At 46.2% G+C, this 18826-nt stretch carries 18 protein-coding genes and 1 riboswitch; of the genes, 11 read left to right on the top strand and 7 right to left on the bottom strand.

The genetic code is table 11. The features are described from left to right. Positions 1-59: 59 nt before the first annotated feature. A complete protein-coding gene (locus tag ACLWBD_RS05980; RefSeq protein WP_155722604.1) occupies positions 60-779 on the top strand; it encodes a hypothetical protein in 720 nt (239 codons plus the stop codon). On the opposite strand, the gene ACLWBD_RS05975 is transcribed toward ACLWBD_RS05980, so the two are convergent. Then, the gene (locus tag ACLWBD_RS05975) at positions 780-1199 is read right to left on the bottom strand and encodes an STAS domain-containing protein (protein WP_413570013.1); all 420 of its coding nucleotides are present in this window, start codon (positions 1197-1199) and stop codon (positions 780-782) included. Positions 1200-1358: 159 nt separating this feature from the next. Here ACLWBD_RS05975 and ACLWBD_RS05970 point away from each other — a divergent pair, with 159 nt between their 5' ends. Continuing rightward, entirely contained in the window at positions 1359-2702 is a 1344-nt protein-coding gene (locus ACLWBD_RS05970; RefSeq protein WP_413570012.1) for a TolC family protein, read from the top strand. Between the two features lie 72 nt (positions 2703-2774). Here the strand turns inward: ACLWBD_RS05970 and ACLWBD_RS05965 are convergent, their stop codons facing one another. After that, positions 2775-3107 (bottom strand): hypothetical protein, encoded by a 333-nt coding sequence (locus ACLWBD_RS05965; RefSeq protein WP_413570010.1) that lies wholly within the window; start codon positions 3105-3107, stop codon positions 2775-2777. A 194-nt stretch (positions 3108-3301) separates the two neighbouring features. On the opposite strand from ACLWBD_RS05965, the gene ACLWBD_RS05960 reads away from it, so the two are divergent. Then, complete coding sequence (locus ACLWBD_RS05960) at positions 3302-3850, top strand: hypothetical protein (protein WP_413570009.1); 549 nt, start codon at positions 3302-3304, stop codon at positions 3848-3850. Between the two features lies 1 nt (position 3851). Here the strand turns inward: ACLWBD_RS05960 and ACLWBD_RS05955 are convergent, their stop codons facing one another. Next, on the bottom strand, positions 3852-4802 hold the full coding sequence (locus ACLWBD_RS05955; protein WP_413570007.1) for a hypothetical protein: 951 nt from the start codon (positions 4800-4802) through the stop codon (positions 3852-3854). Positions 4803-4903: 101 nt separating this feature from the next. Between ACLWBD_RS05955 and ACLWBD_RS05950 the strand changes: the two genes are divergently transcribed. After that, positions 4904-6469 carry an FAD-dependent oxidoreductase gene (locus tag ACLWBD_RS05950; RefSeq protein WP_081112262.1) on the top strand — a complete coding sequence of 522 codons (1566 nt, stop codon included), beginning with the start codon at positions 4904-4906 and terminating at the stop codon, positions 6467-6469. Here ACLWBD_RS05950 and ACLWBD_RS05945 read toward each other — a convergent pair. Then, positions 6450-7283 carry a S1 RNA-binding domain-containing protein gene (locus ACLWBD_RS05945; RefSeq protein ID WP_063209388.1) on the bottom strand — a complete coding sequence of 278 codons (834 nt, stop codon included), beginning with the start codon at positions 7281-7283 and terminating at the stop codon, positions 6450-6452. The two genes, ACLWBD_RS05950 and ACLWBD_RS05945, sit on opposite strands and share 20 nt — an antisense overlap. Before the next feature lie 109 nt (positions 7284-7392). Here ACLWBD_RS05945 and hflX point away from each other — a divergent pair, with 109 nt between their 5' ends. After that, the gene (gene hflX, locus ACLWBD_RS05940; RefSeq protein WP_413570006.1) at positions 7393-8814 is read left to right on the top strand and encodes a GTPase HflX; all 1422 of its coding nucleotides are present in this window, start codon (positions 7393-7395) and stop codon (positions 8812-8814) included. A gap of 14 nt (positions 8815-8828) precedes the next feature. Next, a complete protein-coding gene (locus ACLWBD_RS05935; protein ID WP_063209384.1) occupies positions 8829-9257 on the top strand; it encodes an SRPBCC family protein in 429 nt (142 codons plus the stop codon). On the opposite strand, the gene ACLWBD_RS05930 is transcribed toward ACLWBD_RS05935, so the two are convergent. From ACLWBD_RS05930 to ACLWBD_RS05920, 3 genes are all read right to left on the bottom strand, one after another. Beyond that, entirely contained in the window at positions 9254-9760 is a 507-nt protein-coding gene (locus ACLWBD_RS05930; RefSeq protein WP_413570004.1) for a DUF488 family protein, read from the bottom strand. The genes ACLWBD_RS05935 and ACLWBD_RS05930 overlap by 4 nt on opposite strands. 40 nt (positions 9761-9800) lie before the next feature. Further along, the gene (locus tag ACLWBD_RS05925; protein ID WP_413570002.1) at positions 9801-11912 is read right to left on the bottom strand and encodes a TonB-dependent siderophore receptor; all 2112 of its coding nucleotides are present in this window, start codon (positions 11910-11912) and stop codon (positions 9801-9803) included. Beyond that, positions 11900-12004: riboswitch (TPP riboswitch) on the bottom strand. Its footprint overlaps the gene before it by 13 nt. Positions 12005-12048: 44 nt before the next feature. Further along, positions 12049-16047, bottom strand: a complete 3999-nt coding sequence (locus ACLWBD_RS05920; protein ID WP_413570001.1) for a DEAD/DEAH box helicase — start codon at positions 16045-16047, stop codon at positions 12049-12051. A 183-nt stretch (positions 16048-16230) separates the two neighbouring features. Between ACLWBD_RS05920 and ACLWBD_RS05915 the strand changes: the two genes are divergently transcribed. The 5 genes from ACLWBD_RS05915 (at position 16231) to ACLWBD_RS05895 (ending at position 18789) form a co-directional block, all read left to right on the top strand. Continuing rightward, the gene (locus ACLWBD_RS05915; RefSeq protein WP_413569999.1) at positions 16231-16734 is read left to right on the top strand and encodes a DUF6789 family protein; all 504 of its coding nucleotides are present in this window, start codon (positions 16231-16233) and stop codon (positions 16732-16734) included. Between the two features lie 9 nt (positions 16735-16743). Continuing rightward, complete coding sequence (locus ACLWBD_RS05910; RefSeq protein WP_063209374.1) at positions 16744-17169, top strand: hypothetical protein; 426 nt, start codon at positions 16744-16746, stop codon at positions 17167-17169. Between the two features lie 94 nt (positions 17170-17263). Beyond that, positions 17264-17449: a hypothetical protein gene (locus ACLWBD_RS05905; protein WP_063209372.1), complete on the top strand. Its 186-nt coding sequence runs from the start codon at positions 17264-17266 to the stop codon at positions 17447-17449. A 62-nt stretch (positions 17450-17511) separates the two neighbouring features. Next, positions 17512-17988, top strand: coding sequence for a YbhB/YbcL family Raf kinase inhibitor-like protein (locus tag ACLWBD_RS05900; RefSeq protein ID WP_063209370.1), 477 nt, complete (start codon positions 17512-17514; stop codon positions 17986-17988). Then, positions 17989-18789 (top strand): dimethylarginine dimethylaminohydrolase family protein, encoded by an 801-nt coding sequence (locus tag ACLWBD_RS05895; RefSeq protein ID WP_413569996.1) that lies wholly within the window; start codon positions 17989-17991, stop codon positions 18787-18789. Positions 18790-18826: the final 37 nt, after the last annotated feature.

The raw sequence follows: 18826 nt of genomic DNA, 5'->3' as shown, positions 1-18826 counted from the left end.
CCATTTTATTTTGAGATTTAGGCACCATGTTTGCTTTAGCTGTAGATATGGAGATGCCTATGAAAACTGCGACATTTATTTTTTCTTTTGTTTTCATGATGCTTGCGGCAAAAGCTGAAGCGACGAAACACTCAAGCACATCGCAATTCCAAGCCGGAACCTGCACTTCCTGCTCTACAAGTCAGAAAAGCGCCCAAGCGCAACTGCGCGACATTCGTAATACCATCACCGCTCAAGAAAAAGTCGAAGACATGATCGACGTGACAGAGCTCATGACCTTTGCGGATCAATGTGACAATTTCATCGATTCAGATGGTTTAGGATCCTGGGGTCGAACCATCGCCGAAGAGATGCGTAAAGAACGCTACGAAAATCTTTATCACGCCACTCCCGACTTACTCGCGGCTTGCCCGGCGTTCAACTCGTTGAATGACAATGGAAAAGAGATGGTGTGGGTGATGATCATCAATACGATGGTGCATCTTGAAAGCTCATGCACGAAATCCGTTACGGCGCGCGGTCCGAATGGAACTTTGAAAGGTCTTTTACAACTTCACAAGGGTCGTGAACAGGTTTACGCAGAAGGTTGCCGCCGTGGCGACGCCGATTCTCCAGCAACAACATTCCGCTGTGGTCTTTCCATGTTAGATAAACAAATGGCTTCGCAAGACGCGCTTTTCTCTCGCAAATCTTATTGGGATGTATTGCGCCCTCAGGCGCGCTCTCAAAAATACAAGAAAGTACAAAAAGCAGTTAAAAACTTGGCGTTCTGCAAATAATTAAAACGAAAGCAACGCCGTCTTCAAATCGTCTGCGACTTCGAGTCCGCGGACGACCCCCATACGAATCAATTTTTCTTTGAGACTTTCGCGCAAAGAAGCCAGTCGGAGATCGGCCGGTTTGGCGCGAATTTCTCTTTGCATTTGCGCTAATACCGGAACCGCATCGAGGCTGATCGCGTCGACATCCTGAAAATAAATCACCACACGACTGAAATCCTTCTTACCCAAAAGTTCTTGGCGACAGGCTTCCAAAGCCGGGACGACTTGGCTTGTTATTTCTCCTGTTAAAGAGACAACAAGCATGTTGTTTCTTTGGTTAAAGGCATACTGAAACGACTTCTGGTCTTCCAACGTACAACTCCCGCGAAATCGATGCTTTTTATCTAAGTTTTTTACAATTTTAACATAGCTCCCCATGCATTAAAGTTTTCTCATTCCTGTATCTCACGATGGAACGAATACACGAGGCCGATTTGGGACCCCATGGTAATTTGGGACCCGAATAAAGACGTGTTTGACAACCAGCTCGGTGGCTAATAACTCTGTGGGTCACATAAATGAGGGAGGGATCCTTTAATGAAATTTCTTACTCTGCTTCTGACATTCTTCTTAGTGACGACATCTGCTTTTGCGGCTCCTAAAAAACAACAAGGGCCGGTGAAGATCAATCCTACAACTTTACGCCAACTTTTCTTGTCTCGTAATATCGACATCGCGATTGCGCTGAACGAAGTGCAACAGGCCAAGACACAAGTTTCGATTGCTCGTGGCAACCTTCTGCCTTCTGTGAATTTAGGTGCCGTCATTTCCAGCGGACCTAGCTTCATGCTGACGTCCGTAAGCATGCTTTTACCTTTCCTTATGCCAAGCAGCTGGTTGGACTTAAAAGAAAATACTTACCTTCTTCGCGCTCAAGGGACTTCTTACTATCTTGCGCAGTTGAACGGTTATGCTTCGGCTTACTCGATCTACTTGACGGTTCTGGGTGACATCGAACTTCGCAATGCTCTTCAAGCTCAATACGAAAACTACGAAGAGATTGCGGAAGCTCTGCGCTTGCCTGCCGAAGTGGGCATCATCCGTAAAGAAGAATACTTGCAAGCGCAAGCTCAAGCGAAGAATGCTTTGGTGCAAGTGTCGCAAGTGGATGAGTTGATCAAAAGAGAAAAAGCGTCCGTACGTCAAATGCTAGGTCTTGAGCTGACTCAAGAAATCGTTTTTGAGGGAGCGACTGTTCCTTCCTCAGCAGCTGAAAGCATGACTCCGACCGCTCTACTAGAGAAAATCCACGAAAGCTCGCCAGAGACTGTGCAAATGAATGCGATGATCACTGCGGCTCAATACAACAAGTGGAGCAAGGCATTCAGCTTCTTGACGGGAAGCTCTTTAGGGATGAACCGTCCGGCTTCAGGGGGGGCGTTCAGCTCTGTGACTTCAACGGGCTCTGTGAACATGGGCTTTGGTTACTTCCCAAGTCTTGAACTTTCAAACTTGAATGTTGAGCAACTTCGTCTTCGTAAAAAAGAGTTGCGCTATGACCAAGCGGCTTTGATTGAGTCGACTTTAGGAGCTTTGCAAGAGGCTCACCGTCAGTATCAAGCGGCTTCTTTGGCGGAAGCGAATTTGCGTGAAGTGTACGATGCAGAATACAAGCGTTACCAATTGGGTATCACGGACATCTTGCATGTCCTTCAAGCGGGTAATTCTTTGACGACAGCTCTTTTGAATAAAGTGAAAGCGACGACGAATCTTCACACACTTCGTATCAGTCTTCACCGCATCATGATTTCAGATCAATTTGCAAACATTGAAAAGTGTACGATCGAACGCCAAGGTTCTGGCGGCATCAAAGGGAAATTGGGTCGTATCTTTAAACCCGAAAAATACCGCGTGTCCTTAGACGAAGTCTGCGGCAATTAATTTTGAAAAGTTCTAGTGACCTGTATTCTAGAACACGGTTTAAAAAAAGGGCTCGTTGAGAGCCCCTTTTTATTATTGAACACCTGAAGACGACGAGCTGTCCTGTTTAGGCGGACGTCCTCCGTGGCCACGACCAAATTTCGGTGGCTCAAAGCCTTTTTCCTTTAAGCAAGCATCCATCTGCGCCCGTGTTTCCTCATCCAAGGCTTGAGGTCTTTCGCCTTGAACGGGTGCTGGCAATCCCAATTCTTCACGACAGGCGTCGAAAGCGGCACGATGCTCTTCATGCGACTTACTGCGCGCGCTGTCTGCTTGCTGTGCCAAGGCAGGAGCCGAGAGTGCAAGAATAACACTTGTGGCGATATAGAGTTGAAGGTCTGCAAGGGCTTGTCTTCTATTTTTCATAAGATTCTCCTTCGTTTGCTAGGATGAGAATAGACAGACACTATGGAGGCAGAGTGGAAAAGTCTCATTTCAAGGCGACCTTCTTCTGCCAATCTCGACCTTTATAATTAGCCAATAGTTCGGCACTTCATCGAACTTTGTAAGGTGATCCTTATTTATGTCATAATGTTTCAACATTCCAAAGAAGGACGACAATGAGATCTCTGATTCTGATTTTACCTGCGTTGATACTTGCGGCGTGTACGACGACTCCTAAGAAGGAAGTTTCGACTCCCCCGCCCGCTTCAGAACCCGTTGCTGAAGAAACTACAGCTATTGATTACATCGCTATCCAAAGACACCTGCAACTTGAAAGAGACCGCGATAGCTTGGGCTTTTCGGAAAAATCTTTTAATACCTGTGACACGGGCTATGGCTATTCACGTTCACAGAACTGCCACAAAGAGCATTTAGTTGTGATTCACTTCCGTCTGCTCTGTCGCGATTCTGAGGGCACTATTTCGACGGTTCTTTCAGAGGAAGACCTACAACCCTTGGGAAGCCGCAATGTGCGTTGGAATCTAAAAGGCATCCAAGGTGTGACCATGACCGACAGTCAAGGTTACGGACAGATCGTCACGGCCGCCGTGCCTTCGCAAAGAAGTCAACGTTTGAAATTAGCTGTGGGTTCTCAATTTCTTTATATGCGCGCAAACGAAATTCAGAAAGTGATCACGCCACAGCCTTGGTGCAATTCGTACTAATCTAACGAATCAGGCTGAGCTCTTCATTTTTCTGCTGCAAATTCGACTCTAAAACACGGATCTGCTCTTGTTGTCGACGTACATTTTCTTGAGCTTGTCGAATCTGAGAACTCAAAGTGGATTGATTGCTTTGCGCTTGGGATTGGGCTTGTTGCAACTGAACCATTTCCTGTCGTAGAGCTGCGATTTCATCACGAATATCTAAACGTGTTTGTTGAAGATCCTGTAAAGCCTGTTGTTTTTCGGATTGAATCGCTTGCGTATTTGCGAGTGCTTGGGCTGACACATCTGCGCGCTGCTGCTTTAAAACCTCGATTTGCTGTCTTTGAGTTTCTAAAAGCGTTTGAAGTTCAGAAAGCCGTGCGGTTTTTTCGTTGATGTAGTTCCCGTTGTAGACCCAGAAGGTCCATTCTTGCTGAGTTTCACGAACAGCGGCTTCCATATTGCGAATATCCTGATCCAATTGTTCTTTTAGCATCTGCGCCTGACTGGTCTGATCTCGCATCAAATCGGAAGCATGCTGGTTGATGTCTTCTTGTATACGATCAAACCCTTGGAGATCCTCTAAAAAATCCTGAATCTGATTGGATGTGGATCGCAATTGAGTTCCATAGGATCCTTGCGGTGGAATGGCGGAAGAATTATTGGGGTTCTGATTCTGCATGCTATTTTGAGTGCGGGCGCGAATTTCTTCTAAAAGCCTTTGCTGATTTTGAAGTTTAGTTCTTTCATCACTGATTTGCTGCTGAAGCACAGTGATCTCGGATTGCACACGAGCGCGTTCTACGGCTAAGTTTGTCTCGGGCACGGCAGCGACAGTGCGTGTCGGACGCTCGGCCTGTTGCAGGATCAGACTTTGAGTCTCACGCATTTCACGATTGACATAGAAGAGCCACACGGACACTCCGACGACAAAAGCGATAATGGCGTAAAAAAGATTTTTGCGTGTCATATAAAGAGTTTAACTGAAAGCGATTCAAAAACGAATGCGGCCACCCTAGACACTGTTTCTATACATCTGGCATCGACATGTCCGCGATATAAAATGGGCGTATGAACACATATCACACACACGAAACCCACTCTTATTGGATGGACTCGGTGGAAATGCCACCGACCAAAGCTTTGGACAAAGACCTTATGGTCGACACATGCGTGGTCGGCGGAGGTCTGGGCGGATTGATCACGGCCTATCTACTGATGAAAGAAGGTCGCTCTGTCTGCGTCTTAGAGGCCCACGAATTAGGAAGTGGGCAGACCGGCAGAACCACGGCTCACTTTACAACGGCCCTTGATGACCGGTATTTTGAAATTGAAAGACTGCATGGTGAAGAGAAAGCTTCTTTCGCCGCTGAAAGCCATCAGGCTGCCTTAGATGAAATCGAACGCATCATCAAAGAAGAAGGCATCGAATGCGAGATGCAACATCTTGATGGATATCTGTTCCTGGCCGAAGGCGATCATCTGACTACGCTAGAAGATGAATTTCGCGCGGCCACCCGCGCCGGTCTTATAGTAAAGCTCGTTCAACAGCCTCCGTTAGGATTTGATTGCGGGACTTGTCTTTGCTTTCCAAGACAGATTCAGCTTCATCCTTTAAAGCTCTTACGGGGACTGGCTGATACCATTTTAAAAAAAGGTCAGGCGATTTTTACCAACACCGTCGTCGTGGACGTACAGGGTGGAGAACAAGCTTCAGTCACAACTCGTGATGGGCACACCGTGCGCGCGCAGAACATTGTGGTGGCGACGAACTCACCGATCAATGACCTGTTTGCGATTCACACAAAACAAGCACCTTACCGCACATACGTGGTGGCTGGTCTTATCGCCAAGGGGCGCTTCCCTCATGTGCTTTGTTGGGATACCGGAGATCCGTACCACTACATTCGTACGACGCCTTACTCAGTCACTCACGATCTTATTATCGTCGGCGGTGAAGATCATAAGACGGGACAAAACCCCTACCCTGAACATTCTTTGAAAAACCTCGAAGAGTGGGCACGCACACGCTTCCCTATTGAGTCCGTGCGCTATCGTTGGTCGGGACAAGTGATGGAGCCCGTCGATGGAATGGGATTCTTAGGGCACAACCCCATGGATAAGAACAATGTCTATATCATCACCGGCGACTCGGGAAATGGCATGACCCATTGTGTGGTCGGAGGAATATTGATTCGGGATCAAATTATGAATCGTCCCAACCCTTGGCAAGAGCTGTATGATCCAAGCCGGGTGAATCTCAAAGCGGCCAAAGAGTTCATCTCTGAAAATGCGAACGTTGCCGCGCAATACACTGAGTATGTCACCCCCGATCATGTGAAGTCGTTGGATGACATTCCGGAAGGCGAAGGCGCCGTAGTTAATTTAGGACTTAAAAAAGTGGCGGTGTACAAAGACGAAGTGGGACACTTGGAGTTTATGTCTGCCGTGTGTCCTCACCTCGCGGGGGTGGTTCACTGGAACTCTTTAGAAAAATCCTGGGATTGCCCTTGCCACGGTTCAAGATTTGATTGTCACGGTAAAGTGATCGAAGGACCGGCCTTCGACGATCTGACTCCCGTCGGTCATAAAGACAAGCCGAAGGAGCAAGACAGTATCAGCCCTCCACCAGCCTGATACCATCGTCTTCAATCGTGATCAGGCGCTTTTTATAAAGGCCGCCTAAAGCCATTTTGTATTTCTTTTTGCTAACACCAAAAAGCTTATAAATTTCTTCAGGGGCGGTTTTCTCTGTCAAAGGAAGAAAGCCGCGTTTTTCATTTAAAAGCTCTAAGATTTTTTCACCGATATCGTCAGAACCTTTATGTCCTGTTTGTTGTAAGCTGAGGTCGACTTTTCCGTCGGGACGGATTTTCTTGATATACCCTTTTAACTTTTCGCCATGATACAGAGGTTGGAAAACTTCGTTCTCGTAAAGAATGCCCCAGTGACGGCCATTGATCACGGCCTTGAATCCCAAATCAGTTTTGGCCGCGATAAAAAGATTCACAGCATCACCTTCTTTGTAATCGCCGGGCTCTTTATCAATGAAACGATCTAAGCGCATGCTCGCCGTAATACGATCGGTTTTATCCAAGTAAATATGAACCACAACATACTGACCTACGCGCAGTTCGCGGGATTGTTCACTGTAAGGAAGAAACAAGTCCTTCGCTAAGCCCCAATCCAAGAAGGCACCGACTTTTTCGATGGCTTTGACTTTAAGGTGAGCAAACTCTCCCACTTGCGCAAAGGGCTCTTCGGTCGTAGCCATCAAGCGGTCTTCAGAGTCATAGCAAATAAAAACTTCAAGCTCGTCACCAACTTCACACTGATCCGGCATATAACGTAAGGGAAGCAGGATCTCTCCATCATCGCCGCCATCCAGAAAGACACCGAAATCCGCATGTTTGACGACCTTGAGTTTGTTAAAATGACCAATCTGTACCACGAGCTTATGTTCCTTTAATTTATGGCGGACTATAACCGAAATTCCATTTCGGAACCATGGGAATTCTGCTATGATGCCGTAAATTCATCCCTTTCTTCACGGTGGCCTCATGGACATTCTTAATAACTCAAAACCTCTTAAAGCTGTTCTCGTGGGTGTGCAACTTCCGCGTGTTTCCGATGAAGAGACCCAAGGCTCTTTGGCAGAGCTTTCTCGCCTGGTAACCACCTTGGGATACCAAGTTGTGGGGCAAACCTCACAAAAACGCAGCTCTACCAAAAGCGCCACCGTCTTAGGTGACGGCAAAATGAAAGAATTAGCCTCTTGGACGGGCGGGACCGGCGTTGTCGGTCCGATGGTGGTGAAAAAGAAACACAAGGCGGCTTTGCGTTTTGAAAAAAATCAAGAGGAAGATGACTTTGAGATCGAAGAGGATTTTGAAGATGTTCCTGAAGAAAGCGAAGATCTGTCCCTGGATTCTGCATCGGAAGTGCCTCGCGAAAAAGCCCAAGTGGTTATTTTTGACTGTGACCTGTCCCCTTCTCAACTTCGTAATCTGGAAAGTGCCACAGGAGCTCAGGTCTTAGACCGCACAGGTGTCATCATTGAGATCTTCAGCCGCCATGCACGCACCAAGGCCGCGCGACTTCAGGTAGAGATCGCAAGACTTACTTATGTAGCACCTCGCTTGCGCGAAACTGCGGGAGGAGAAGACCGCGGTGGCGGAGGTATCGGCGGTAAAGGTGCTGGTGAGACTAGCATCGAGCTCGATCGTCGTAAAATCCGCGATCGCATCAAAGAGTTGAAACAAGAGCTTTCTGCGATCTCTCAAGAGCACATCACGCGTCGTTCGCGTCGCAATCAAGAAATCTCTGTGGCTTTAGTCGGCTATACGAATGCCGGTAAATCATCTTTGATGCGCGCCCTGACTGGCAGTGAAGTCTTGGTGGCCGATAAACTTTTTGCGACCTTAGATACAACGGTGCGTGTTTTGTATCCTGAATCCCGCCCCAAGATTTTGATTTCAGATACTGTCGGATTTATTAAAAAACTTCCGCATGACCTTGTGGCCTCTTTTAAATCGACATTGGATGAAGCAGCCAATGCTTCATTGCTTTTGTATGTTGTGGATTCTTCGGATCCTACTTTCCGCTCCCAATTGCAAGTAACGAAATCAGTTTTAGACGAAGTGGGAGCGAGCGACCTGGATAGCATCCTGGTTCTAAATAAAGTGGACCGCTTGTCTTCGGAAGAACGTGAAAAATTGCAGCAGGAATATCCCGATGCGATATTCTTATCCGCACACAACAAAGAAGATGTAGCCAATTTGCGTCTTCGTTTGATTAAGCATTTTGAAACCGCGATGATCGATGAAGAGATTCTTATCCCCTACGATGTTCAAGGTGCGATCGGAGAAATCCGCGCAAAGATGCGCGTCCTTTCAGAAAACTACGACAATCGCGGTCTGACTTTGACAGTTCGTGGACACGTGCAAGACATCGAAAAAATGCGTAAGAAGTTTGGTATCTAACGAAAGGTTTCACCATGAAAGACATCATTGAACTTTCTGTCAGCATAAAAGCTCCCGCTGCCTGGATTTGGAAAGCCCTTACTGATTCCACAGAATTAGAAAACTGGTGGAGTGATGACGTGGTCTTGCAAGCCAAAGTCGGCGGCTCATTTAAAGAACCTTGGGAAAATGACGAAGGCGAAAAGCAATTGGCTTCCGGCAAAGTCACCGCCGTTAAAAATGAAAAACTGATCTCGTTCACGTGGAAAGAAAAAAATTGGCCCAAGAACGCCAACACACAATGTTCTTTTATTATCGAAGATAAGGGATCTGTTCGCACCCTGACCGTGAAACACGAAGGTTGGGACACCCTTCCTGAAGCTTTAAGATCTTCGACGATGAAAGATTTTAAAGTGGGATGGAACTATCACCTCAAAGAACTGAAATCCTATTTGGATGACTAGGCGGAAGAGGTTCGGCCCCTCTTCCCGATATTGAAAAGAAAGATTCCCTCTTGATCTTTAAGTACTAAGTTTTCGATCTTGAGTTTGCCTTTTTGATGGCGATCCATTTCTTCCGCCACATAACGCCGATGACAGTCTGAAGCGTCGGCTTCATAGCATAAAAGTGTCAGGCCTTTCTTCTTTCCCAGATTTAAAAGCTGCAGAATTTCTTCTTGCTGCTTCGGTAAGACCTTTTTTACGTAATCACGAAACATTTTTTCCCTCGTGATTAAATGGGTCTTTGCTTGCTTACGCCACAGCGTTGGCACACCGAGGCCGGGCATATGTGTGTAGGCAATGTCTTTTTTCGCAAGTTCTTCTGCTAGCTTTTTCTTCGAAAAACCACGCTTACGACTTAATGGATTTTTTCGTACATCCACGACGTGGGTGACACCTTTTTCCTTGAGCCCCTCTGTGAACTCATCAATATCGCAGCCTTCATAACCTACAGTGAAGATTTTCATGTCATTGATTATAAGGCTGCGCTGAAAAAAGAGCGATATGTTAAAGTGCGGCTTGCAGACTTAACCAAAAAGTTCTTGCCTGCCCTGGATATAGATACAAGTGCCCGTACTGTTCAGGTGATTCTTTCCAGTAGCGTGCATCCAGGACATTATCCACGGAAACGCGCCACTGAGTTTTCACATCCGCGATAGCCGCGTTGTAAGAAGCGCCCACATCCCAGCGAGTCCACGTCGGTAAGGTCACCGTATTGTCGGCGGTCACAGCGCGGGAACCTTCTTGCACTAAGCGCGTGTTAAGTGTCAGACCCTTGATGTCGGAAACTAGGTACGACGCTTGCGCACGCAACGTGTGACTAGGAACATTGATCGGATTTTTATCATTAAGATTCTCTGCCACACTTGCATCTTTACGACGGGCTTTAAGAACCATGGCGCTTCCCTCAAGAAGCCATTTGGAAAGGCGGTATTCACCACCCAACTCAAGCCCTTGATGTTCAGCCGTTCCATCGACTTGGTATAAGGGCTTTTGATCCAGAATCAAAGGTCGGTCAATGTGAAAGGCCGTAACAAACCAAGTGTTTTCTTCGTTTCCACGAAGACCCACTTCATATTGATGACTGATCACATCGGGAACATACTCGCCGGCACGTGTGTAGTCGACTTTGTTCGGGGTCACGAAAGATTCCACACCTTGAGCGACGCTGGCATAAGCTATGAGTTTTTCAAAATCATACGAGAGCGCAAACCAAGGTAAAGTGAAGGCCTGGTCGTGCGACACCGCCCGGCTGCCATCCGTGCGGATGCTTTCACGATTAATCATGCTGTGGCGTAAGCCCAACCATAGATTCCAATTTTCGTATTTAAGATTATCAAAAACAAAAACATCTGTTGTTTTCGAATCGCGATTCGTTCCTTCATCTGTCAGTGCAGGGTCTTGAGGAAGCTGAGCCGTGCCTTCGACATTTCCCACACCCACATAGTTGTAAGCTTGTTTTTGCACGCGGGTTTGTTGATTTGCGGTCATGACTCCCACACTGACCTTGTGATTGAGCGCAGCCGTTTGCAGCACTCCATCGAAAGACACTTTTCCAGAATAAGTCGCACGCTTTTCGTCATCACTGCGAAAATCATAAAGATCGTAAGTTCCATCAGAGCAATAGCGATCGTAGTTATTTTCGGCTGAACACCCGTACGGATAAGCCAAGCGATCATCCGTGACAAGATTCTGGAAACCGGCAACTGCTTGAAGATTCCAAGAAGAGCTGAAACTGTGTTTTAATCCGACGCTTCCGGCAACTCCTTCAAAGACCACGGGTTGAGTCCATTCTTGATTGTTCAAATTCAGTCGTGGATTCACCGGATCCGGAAGTCTATTTCCTAAAAGACTAAAACCCGCCTGACTGGGTTGAGAACGGCGAGACCACTCCACTTCCGTCTGTAAAAGGCTTGCCGAAGACAGGTTCCAATCACCCGCAAAAGAAACCAAAGAACGGCTGCCTTTTGCATTTTCTAATTCCGGCGCCAGATTTTCTTGAGCCAGGTTCACGCGGTAACCAAACTGGGGGGCCGAAGAGGATCTTCCGCCAACGTCAGCCGCCGTTAAAAAACTTCCCTGCTCACCGACTTGCATCTTCACTGCGCGCAAATCTTTGATGGTGGGCCTTTTCACCTTGTAGTTCACAACACCACCCGGACTTGAGACTCCGACTTGAGCCCCACTTAAGCCCTTTAAGATATCGATTTGTTCTTTATTCTCTAGAGCGATAAAAGTCTCTGCGTTGATGGGAAGATTTTCGCGTAAATAGCTCGTACGATTATCCAAAGTAAATCCGCGGATGGAAAGCGCGTCCCAGTACCCAGCGGCATTGTAGGAATCAGACGCCGAGGCATCTAAAGTGGTGATCTCTGAAAGTCTTTGCACATTGTTTTCTTCTAATTTCTTGGCAGATAGAATATGCAGCGAGGCTGGCAGTTCTTTGACCGATACGTCAAAAAAACCACTGACTTCTGAATCCGCCACTTGACTGTCTGAAATCGTAACGGAAGAAAGAGCCGACTCTGACAGAGTGGTCGTCGTTTCATTAGCAAATGAGTTTGTGGAAAAAAAGAGCGTCAAAAAACCGGCGAACGCCAGCATCGATATCTTATTCATAACCTTCCCTGCGCGAGCATTATCTCTATCAGGTTCAAAGGGTCATTCTCAGCCAGCAACCCCCATGGTCGCTAGCACCCCTAGTTGCCTGGCAACTTCGCGCAGAACAGGTTCTTTAGTCAAATAAAAAATACCGCTACTTTAAACCCAGAAGAATATCGAAGTCTTCTTTGCTTAAAGCACCTGATCCTGGGCCTAATTCTCCAGCAGTTTCCGCCGCTGAGAACAAGGACTGAAACTTTTTGTCTTTACGGCCTTTGAGAAGTTCAATTTTTTCTTCCAAAGACTCATGCATGATGTAACGGAAAACTTGCACCGCTTTATTTTGACCTAAACGATGCGCGCGGTCTGTGGCTTGGTTTTCCACAGACGGATTCCACCAAGGCTCTAAGTGAAAGACATAGCTGGCCTTCGTCAGATTGAGGCCCACTCCACCCGTTTTTAAGGTCATAACTAAGACGGCACCGCCTTTAGTGGCGTTGAAATCCGCTAAAATTTTTTGTCTTTGTTTTGTCGGCACTCCACCATGTAATGCAAAAACCGGAATATTGGATTTCTTGAGCAACTCCACAGTGTGTTCCAAAGTTTGAATAAACTGCGTGAACACCAAAGCACTTTCGCCGGATTCGACAACTTCTTGCAAAGAATCTTGAAGGGCTTCCAATTTCGGTGGCACACGATCGTATCTGACATTTGGAAGAGCCGCGGGATCCGAACAAGCTTGTCTTAAACGCAAAAGTGCCGTCAACATTTGCAGTTGCACGCTGGCTTCGGCCTGAGTCAATAAGCTTTCTTGAACCCGCTGATTGTATGATAAAGCGATATCTCTATAAATTTCGCGCTGTCTGTCTTCGAAGGCGATACTCACCTTCGTTTCTTGTTTTTCCGGAAGCTGATCTAAAATTTCTTTTTTCGTCCGGCGCAAAAGCAAAGGCTTCATTTTTAATTTGAGATCTTCAATTTCTTCTCGAGTCACCATTTCCGTATTGACGAATTGACGACGGAAGTCTTCAAGGCGACCTAAACTGCCTGGCACCAACAAATCCACCAAAGAATAAAATTCGCCGTAGTGGTTTTCCATCGGCGTTCCCGTCAGACAGATTTTAAATCTCGCATTAAGGGCTCTGGCAGAGCTTGTACGTTTGGTCGTGATATTTTTTAAATTCTGCGCTTCATCGAAAATCAAAACTTTCCATTGATACTGACTTAAGAAGTCTTCGTTTTCCATTAAAAGACCATAGGTCGTAATAACGACGACGTCTTCTTTCAGTTCTAGCTTTTTACCGATGTTGTTTCGATCTTTAGAAGTGAAAACACGGAAAGGCAATTCCGGAGCAAACTTTTCCACTTCGCTTTGCCAGTTAAAGATCAAAGATGAAGGCACCACGATTAAAACCTGTCCCAAATCTTCTTTGGTACGCAAATCTTCAAGGAAGGTCAAAGTTTGCAGCGTTTTTCCAAGACCCATATCATCGGCCAGCAAAGCGCCCAGGCGCAGACGATAAAGATCTTGCAGCCACTGCACGCCCTTTAATTGATAGGGCTTAAGATGCGCTTTAATAGTTTTTGGAATGTGAATTTCACGGTTCTCTTGTCCGAGGCTGTCATAGAATAGGCAAAGTTTTTTCCATTCTTCATCACCACGAATACCCACACCTGAAGCCCGCAAAGCCAAAAGCTCAAGGACTTGATGTCTTGGCAGTTGATACACCTTATCGCCGATGCTTTTCTTCGCCGAATCCTTTTTGCCTTTTTGCAGCTTCAACCAGAAGTTTTCCAATCGACGCAAAGATGGCATCTGCTTTCGAGGAACCAGGAACAATTTCCCCTGATACTCAATCACGCCGCCGCTGCCGAAGTTGCGCATATTCATGGGATCGATCTCTTCACCGCGCAAGAAGAACTTCGGATTCAGTTCAAACCAATTGATGTCGCGTTTTTCATCATCCGATTGAAGAATGAAGTCGACTTTAAATTCGTCTTCCTGCAACTCTTGCAAAGGTTGCCCGTTGAAGTAAATCTGAAATCCAAAAGGAATCAAAGCCTGGAAAGTTTCTAGCGTCTCGTGCAAATGGGGCACATCTTTTTTCGCAGACGGCAAATGGAAGGTGCCTTTGGCCAAATAAGGATCGGCATCAGGGTCGCCACTCCAAATTTTTGACAACAAGGAAGTGCGAGATTTTTTAAAGGCTTCACCATTCGTAGAAATAGCCCACTCTTTGAGCATTTCATAAATCAGTCGGAATTCACGCTCGACCAGGCCCTCTAAAGTCACTTCTCCTTGGTCTGAATAAAAAGACTCAGAAGAATTTAGAACTTCAAAAGTTTTACGAACAAAATCTTCAAAATTTGTAAGCACTGGTTTTGAGCAAAGCTCTTCCAGTGTCATGTCTCGGGCAAGTACAAGCCCTGAACCACTTACCAACAAAGTCTGCACCTTTTCGTGCAAAGCCGTGAAGAGTTCTTCTTTAGCGACTTTTCGTCCATCAGACAAAGTGCCACCATCGAAGTGGTGATTCAAAATTTCGAAAACTAAGTACTGGATAATTCCTAAGTGCCTTAAGAGCTTTAAATCCCAGTCGCGTTTTAAACGACTTCGTGTCGCCACATCTTTTGCATCGGCATTAAGTAAAAAAGCCAAGCCCTCTGACATCGCCTGAAGATACAAGGTCGTTCGTGGGGTGAATCCCTTGCGAGATAAATCTTTCTGACCCTTGATGCGCGCCTTATGTTCAACGTAAAATTCACCTTTGTCGTCCAACTGCAAAGCTATAAGGCCTTGCCCCGCTGAAAGTGTCACCGATGTCCCCGTCACCTTCGTGGGGATTTGGCGAGAACGCAGATATTTTAAAACTGATTTTGCTTCGAGTTCGCCGATAACGGACACAATGGGCATTTCACCGGGGTGATGCACCCAAGTGACATTTTCCTGAGAAACACTGTAAAGAACTTCTTCTAGCTGATTCCACTCCCGAAGCCATGGGTGCACCATCAAAGTTCCGCTTTCCGGGTCCAGGGCGACAGTTTCAAAAAACTGGAAGTTTTTCTTCGTTCCGCTGACAAGCTTGAAATCACATTCTAAATAGTCACGCTCGACAAATTCGCAACGCCAATCCAGCTCGGTGCTAGGATCAAATTCAATATCTTTGATCTGCAAGGCACGCATATTCGTGCTCTTAGTTTGCAAATAAAGATCTATCTTTTTTTGACGAAGCTGGGTTGCCACGGTGCTTAGAAGCTGCTGCACAACCTCTTCCAGTTCCCGCAAATTTTGGCTGACAAAAAGATGTTCTTTTTGCTGAGTCAAAGGCCACTGATTAAAAGCAGATGTTTGTGACGCTTTTTGCGGAAGAAGATGGCGAGGCACCACGCGATGCAAAGGATGACGCAAAATATCTTTTGCACTCACTTGCATTCCGTTACTGAAGTTATAGCGAATCATGCCCGCCAAACGATTCTGTTCATTCACTTCATTCAGATAGAAATCGGAATAAGCGGTGAGCTTTTTTCTAAAAACCTCGGGCATATTCCAAAGCATCGGAGATAAAAGCTCTTTTTCTTTGTTGATGTCCTGCAAGCGGTACTTGCTAAAGTCTTTATCCAAAAAAGAATTTAGCGGAGACCCTTTTAAAAGAGGATGATCTTCTAGAATCAAACTTAACGAATCCAATTGGCAATCTTTAGGAATCGCATTGCGGGCCTCTGCCGTTTTTCCCTGGCTTAAAAAAAGAGGCGACTTAAGATCTTGCGCAAGCTTTAACAGAACCGGATTTTCTTCTTTGTTTTCATTTAAAGTCAAAGCCTGCCATAAAGTGACGTAGGCCGCCCACTTGTGTGCGCAGTTTTCAAGTTTAGGAAAATGTTGGGCGCAGAATTCACAAGAAAAATTCAAGGCGCCCTGATAGTTCATCTCTTCGATACGAATTTTAACACCCTTGTTGAGCTGGGCATCGTGAAAGAACAGCAGAAGTTGTAACGGCTCTTCGTCTTTAGAAAGAAGCTCGTAACCTTCAAGACCTTGATCTTCCAAAAGCCCTAAACCATCGACATAAGCCTCGCGCTCGCTGAATGGCACACGCTCTCCAGAGTCACGAAGCTGAGAAATTTGCAGTAATGTCAGTGGCGTTAAAAACACTTGGAATTCCTTTTTTTAACCCGAGCAAAGGGCATCAAACAGAATGGCAAACTTTTATTAAAAAGTCATCATAGAATCCTAGATAAAGGGCTCTGTGGCTGTGATCTCCGACAGAAAAGGAGCGTTCTTAGGATCATCTCCTCTGAAATCCTCTATAATGAGGTTGGTAATAAGGAGGCATCTATGAACACACTGCTTCGTGGTCTTTGGGCCGGAGTTATGGCAACAAGTTCGATGACGATTTCTCTTTTTCAGGCTTTTAAAAGTCTGCCCTTTTTACAAAAGGCTCCGCTTCCTCCAGCCCTTTTAAGCCGAGAGATCGGTGAAAAAACAGGCCTCGCAAAAAATCTGACATCGCAGCAGCAACAGATGTTCACAATGGTGTCCCATTTCGGTTACGGAGCTGCGGCAGGCGCCGTGTATGCGATACTTGCTTCGAAACTTCCGGGGAATCCTGTCGTCAAAGGAAGTCTTTTTGGAGTGGGCGTGTGGCTTGCTAGTTACTACGGCTTAATTCCTAGCATGGGTCTTTCAACATCGGCACCGAATATGACTAAGAAAAGAAATTTTATGATGTTTGCTTCCCACATTGTTTGGGGCATTAGCTTGGGTTACGCAGAACAAGAACTGCGTCGCCGAGGATCAACAATGCTGGATGGAAGAAGAAATCCAGTGCTGGCGAAATAGGAGGTTTCCATGGTTGACAGAGATCGCACCCCCATCCCCGAATTCACGCAAATTTCCCGTGGCGAACCTTCGGAAAACACACGCGACGAAAACGAAATTCTGAACGATCAGGATTTGACCAATAAAAGCAATCTTCGTCCCGATGATGAAAACTTAGGTGCTAAAACACGCTCCTATGAACCCCTCGAAGATGAGCCGGGAGATTTCATGCGTGGTGAAGTGGACGTGAAGGAACAAATGGATCGCGCCGCTGACGCGCTGGACGCTTCTTTGCACGGCTATCAAAATCAAGGGGCTGAAGACAGCCCGCAAACGGAATTGGGAGCATCTTTTAAATACACTCCCGGAGGCATTGAAGAAGTCGCCGCCAAAACGGACGAGTATCTAGCGACTCATCAAAAACCTCGCAAAAAGGATCGCGACTTAAGCCAGTAATTTGTTTTCTTTCTTCGTGTGTGAGCACAAGTTTCGCACATCAGTGATTTTAGGAGCGAACTGAAAGTGAGATAATAAATAAAAAGGAGGCTGTATGGCTGAAATGAATAAACCAGGCTCTAAAAGAGATTCTTTCGCTGACAAAGTAGGTGAAAGCCTTGAAAAAGCAGGACGTAAAATTTCTGATATGGGTGCTCCGAAAGTGGGTCAAAAAATCCACGATGCTGGAGACAAAATGGAAAAAACCCATCAGAACCCACAGCATCCTGGCAAAGTTTAATTCAATAGATAGGGGAGTCGTTCTATAGGGGGATGGCTTCCCTATTTTTTTGGAGGTCACTTATGCAAACTGATTTCACCTTAAGCTCGCCTGTTTTTGAAAACAACGGCGAGATTCCTAAACAATACACTTGCGAAGGCGATGATATGTCGCCGCCACTCGAATGGTATGGCGCACCTCAAGGTACGAAAAGTTATGCGATCATCGTGGATGATCCCGACGCTCCAGATCCTTCAGCTCCAAAAAGAACTTGGGTGCATTGGGTGGTGTATAATATTCCCGCAGAAATTCATGCACTGCCTGAAAACTTTCACGACTTTCCGGAAGAAACTCAAGAAGTGCAAAACGACTGGAAGGCCGAAGGCTACCGCGGCCCCTGCCCTCCTGTTGGCAAGCACCACTATCACCACAAAATTTATGCATTGAATACGTTCTTGCCTCAGAATGGCATTCTTACCAAAGAGGATTTGTTGAAGGCCATGAAAGGTCATATTTTGGGTGAAGCCGATCTTGTTGGTACTTATGAAATGAGTCACTGAATGAAGGCACAATCACATCCGACCCTGGTCGTAAGCACCTGTGACGCTGAAGAATTATCCATCTGGGATAGTCAGGAAACCTGCGCACAGCACGAACGATTTCGTCACGTCTTACGAAAAGCGGGAGCCCAGGTGCTTGAAGTTCCTCTCGTGCCTGATGATTTAGACTCTGTCTTTGTGAAAGACAGTGCATTGCTGATCGATAATGGCCGTGAGCGCATGGCCTTTATGGCGCATCCTCGACATCATGAACGCAGAGATGAACAATACCATCGGGGACATGGCCTTAGAGATCTTGGTTTTCGCATCGCCGGAGAAGCTGAAAATTATTTCGAAGGCGGCGACCTAACTTTGCTCCCTTCTAGGAAAAAGGCACTGGTGGGTTACGGGCAGCGAACGGAATATCGTGCCATTAACGAAGTGGAGGATTTTTTAGGTATCGAAACGGTACCTTTAGAACTTGTTTCTAAGCGTTTTTTTCACTTGGATTTGGCTTGCGCAGTTCTCAGTGATGGAACCGCATTTGCTTGTCGCGAGGCTTTTTCTGAAGAGGCCTGGGAACGCCTGTCAAATCTAACGGAGCTAAAAAGGCTCATCCCCGCCTCAGAGAAAGCTGCCTATAATTTTGGCTTAAACATGGTCGAAGTCGGTAACACCATTGTTTTAGGTGACGACGTAAAGGAGATCATCGATCAATTAGAGATGATGGGAAAAAATGTGATTGTGACTCCCTTGGATTGCTTTCATAAATCCAGCGGGAGCGCCGCCTGCCTTTCTGCTCGCGTTTATAATATGCCTTAAGTTTTAAAATTCCTTTTCCAAGCGAGTTCTGATATGT

This window comes from Bdellovibrio sp. HCB117, from assembly GCF_047305915.1.
GTDB classification, from domain to species: Bacteria; Bdellovibrionota; Bdellovibrionia; order Bdellovibrionales; family Bdellovibrionaceae; genus Bdellovibrio; species Bdellovibrio bacteriovorus_B.
The sequence above is the reverse complement of the archived record's forward strand: the minus strand, read 5'-3'. Positions and strand labels throughout refer to the sequence as shown.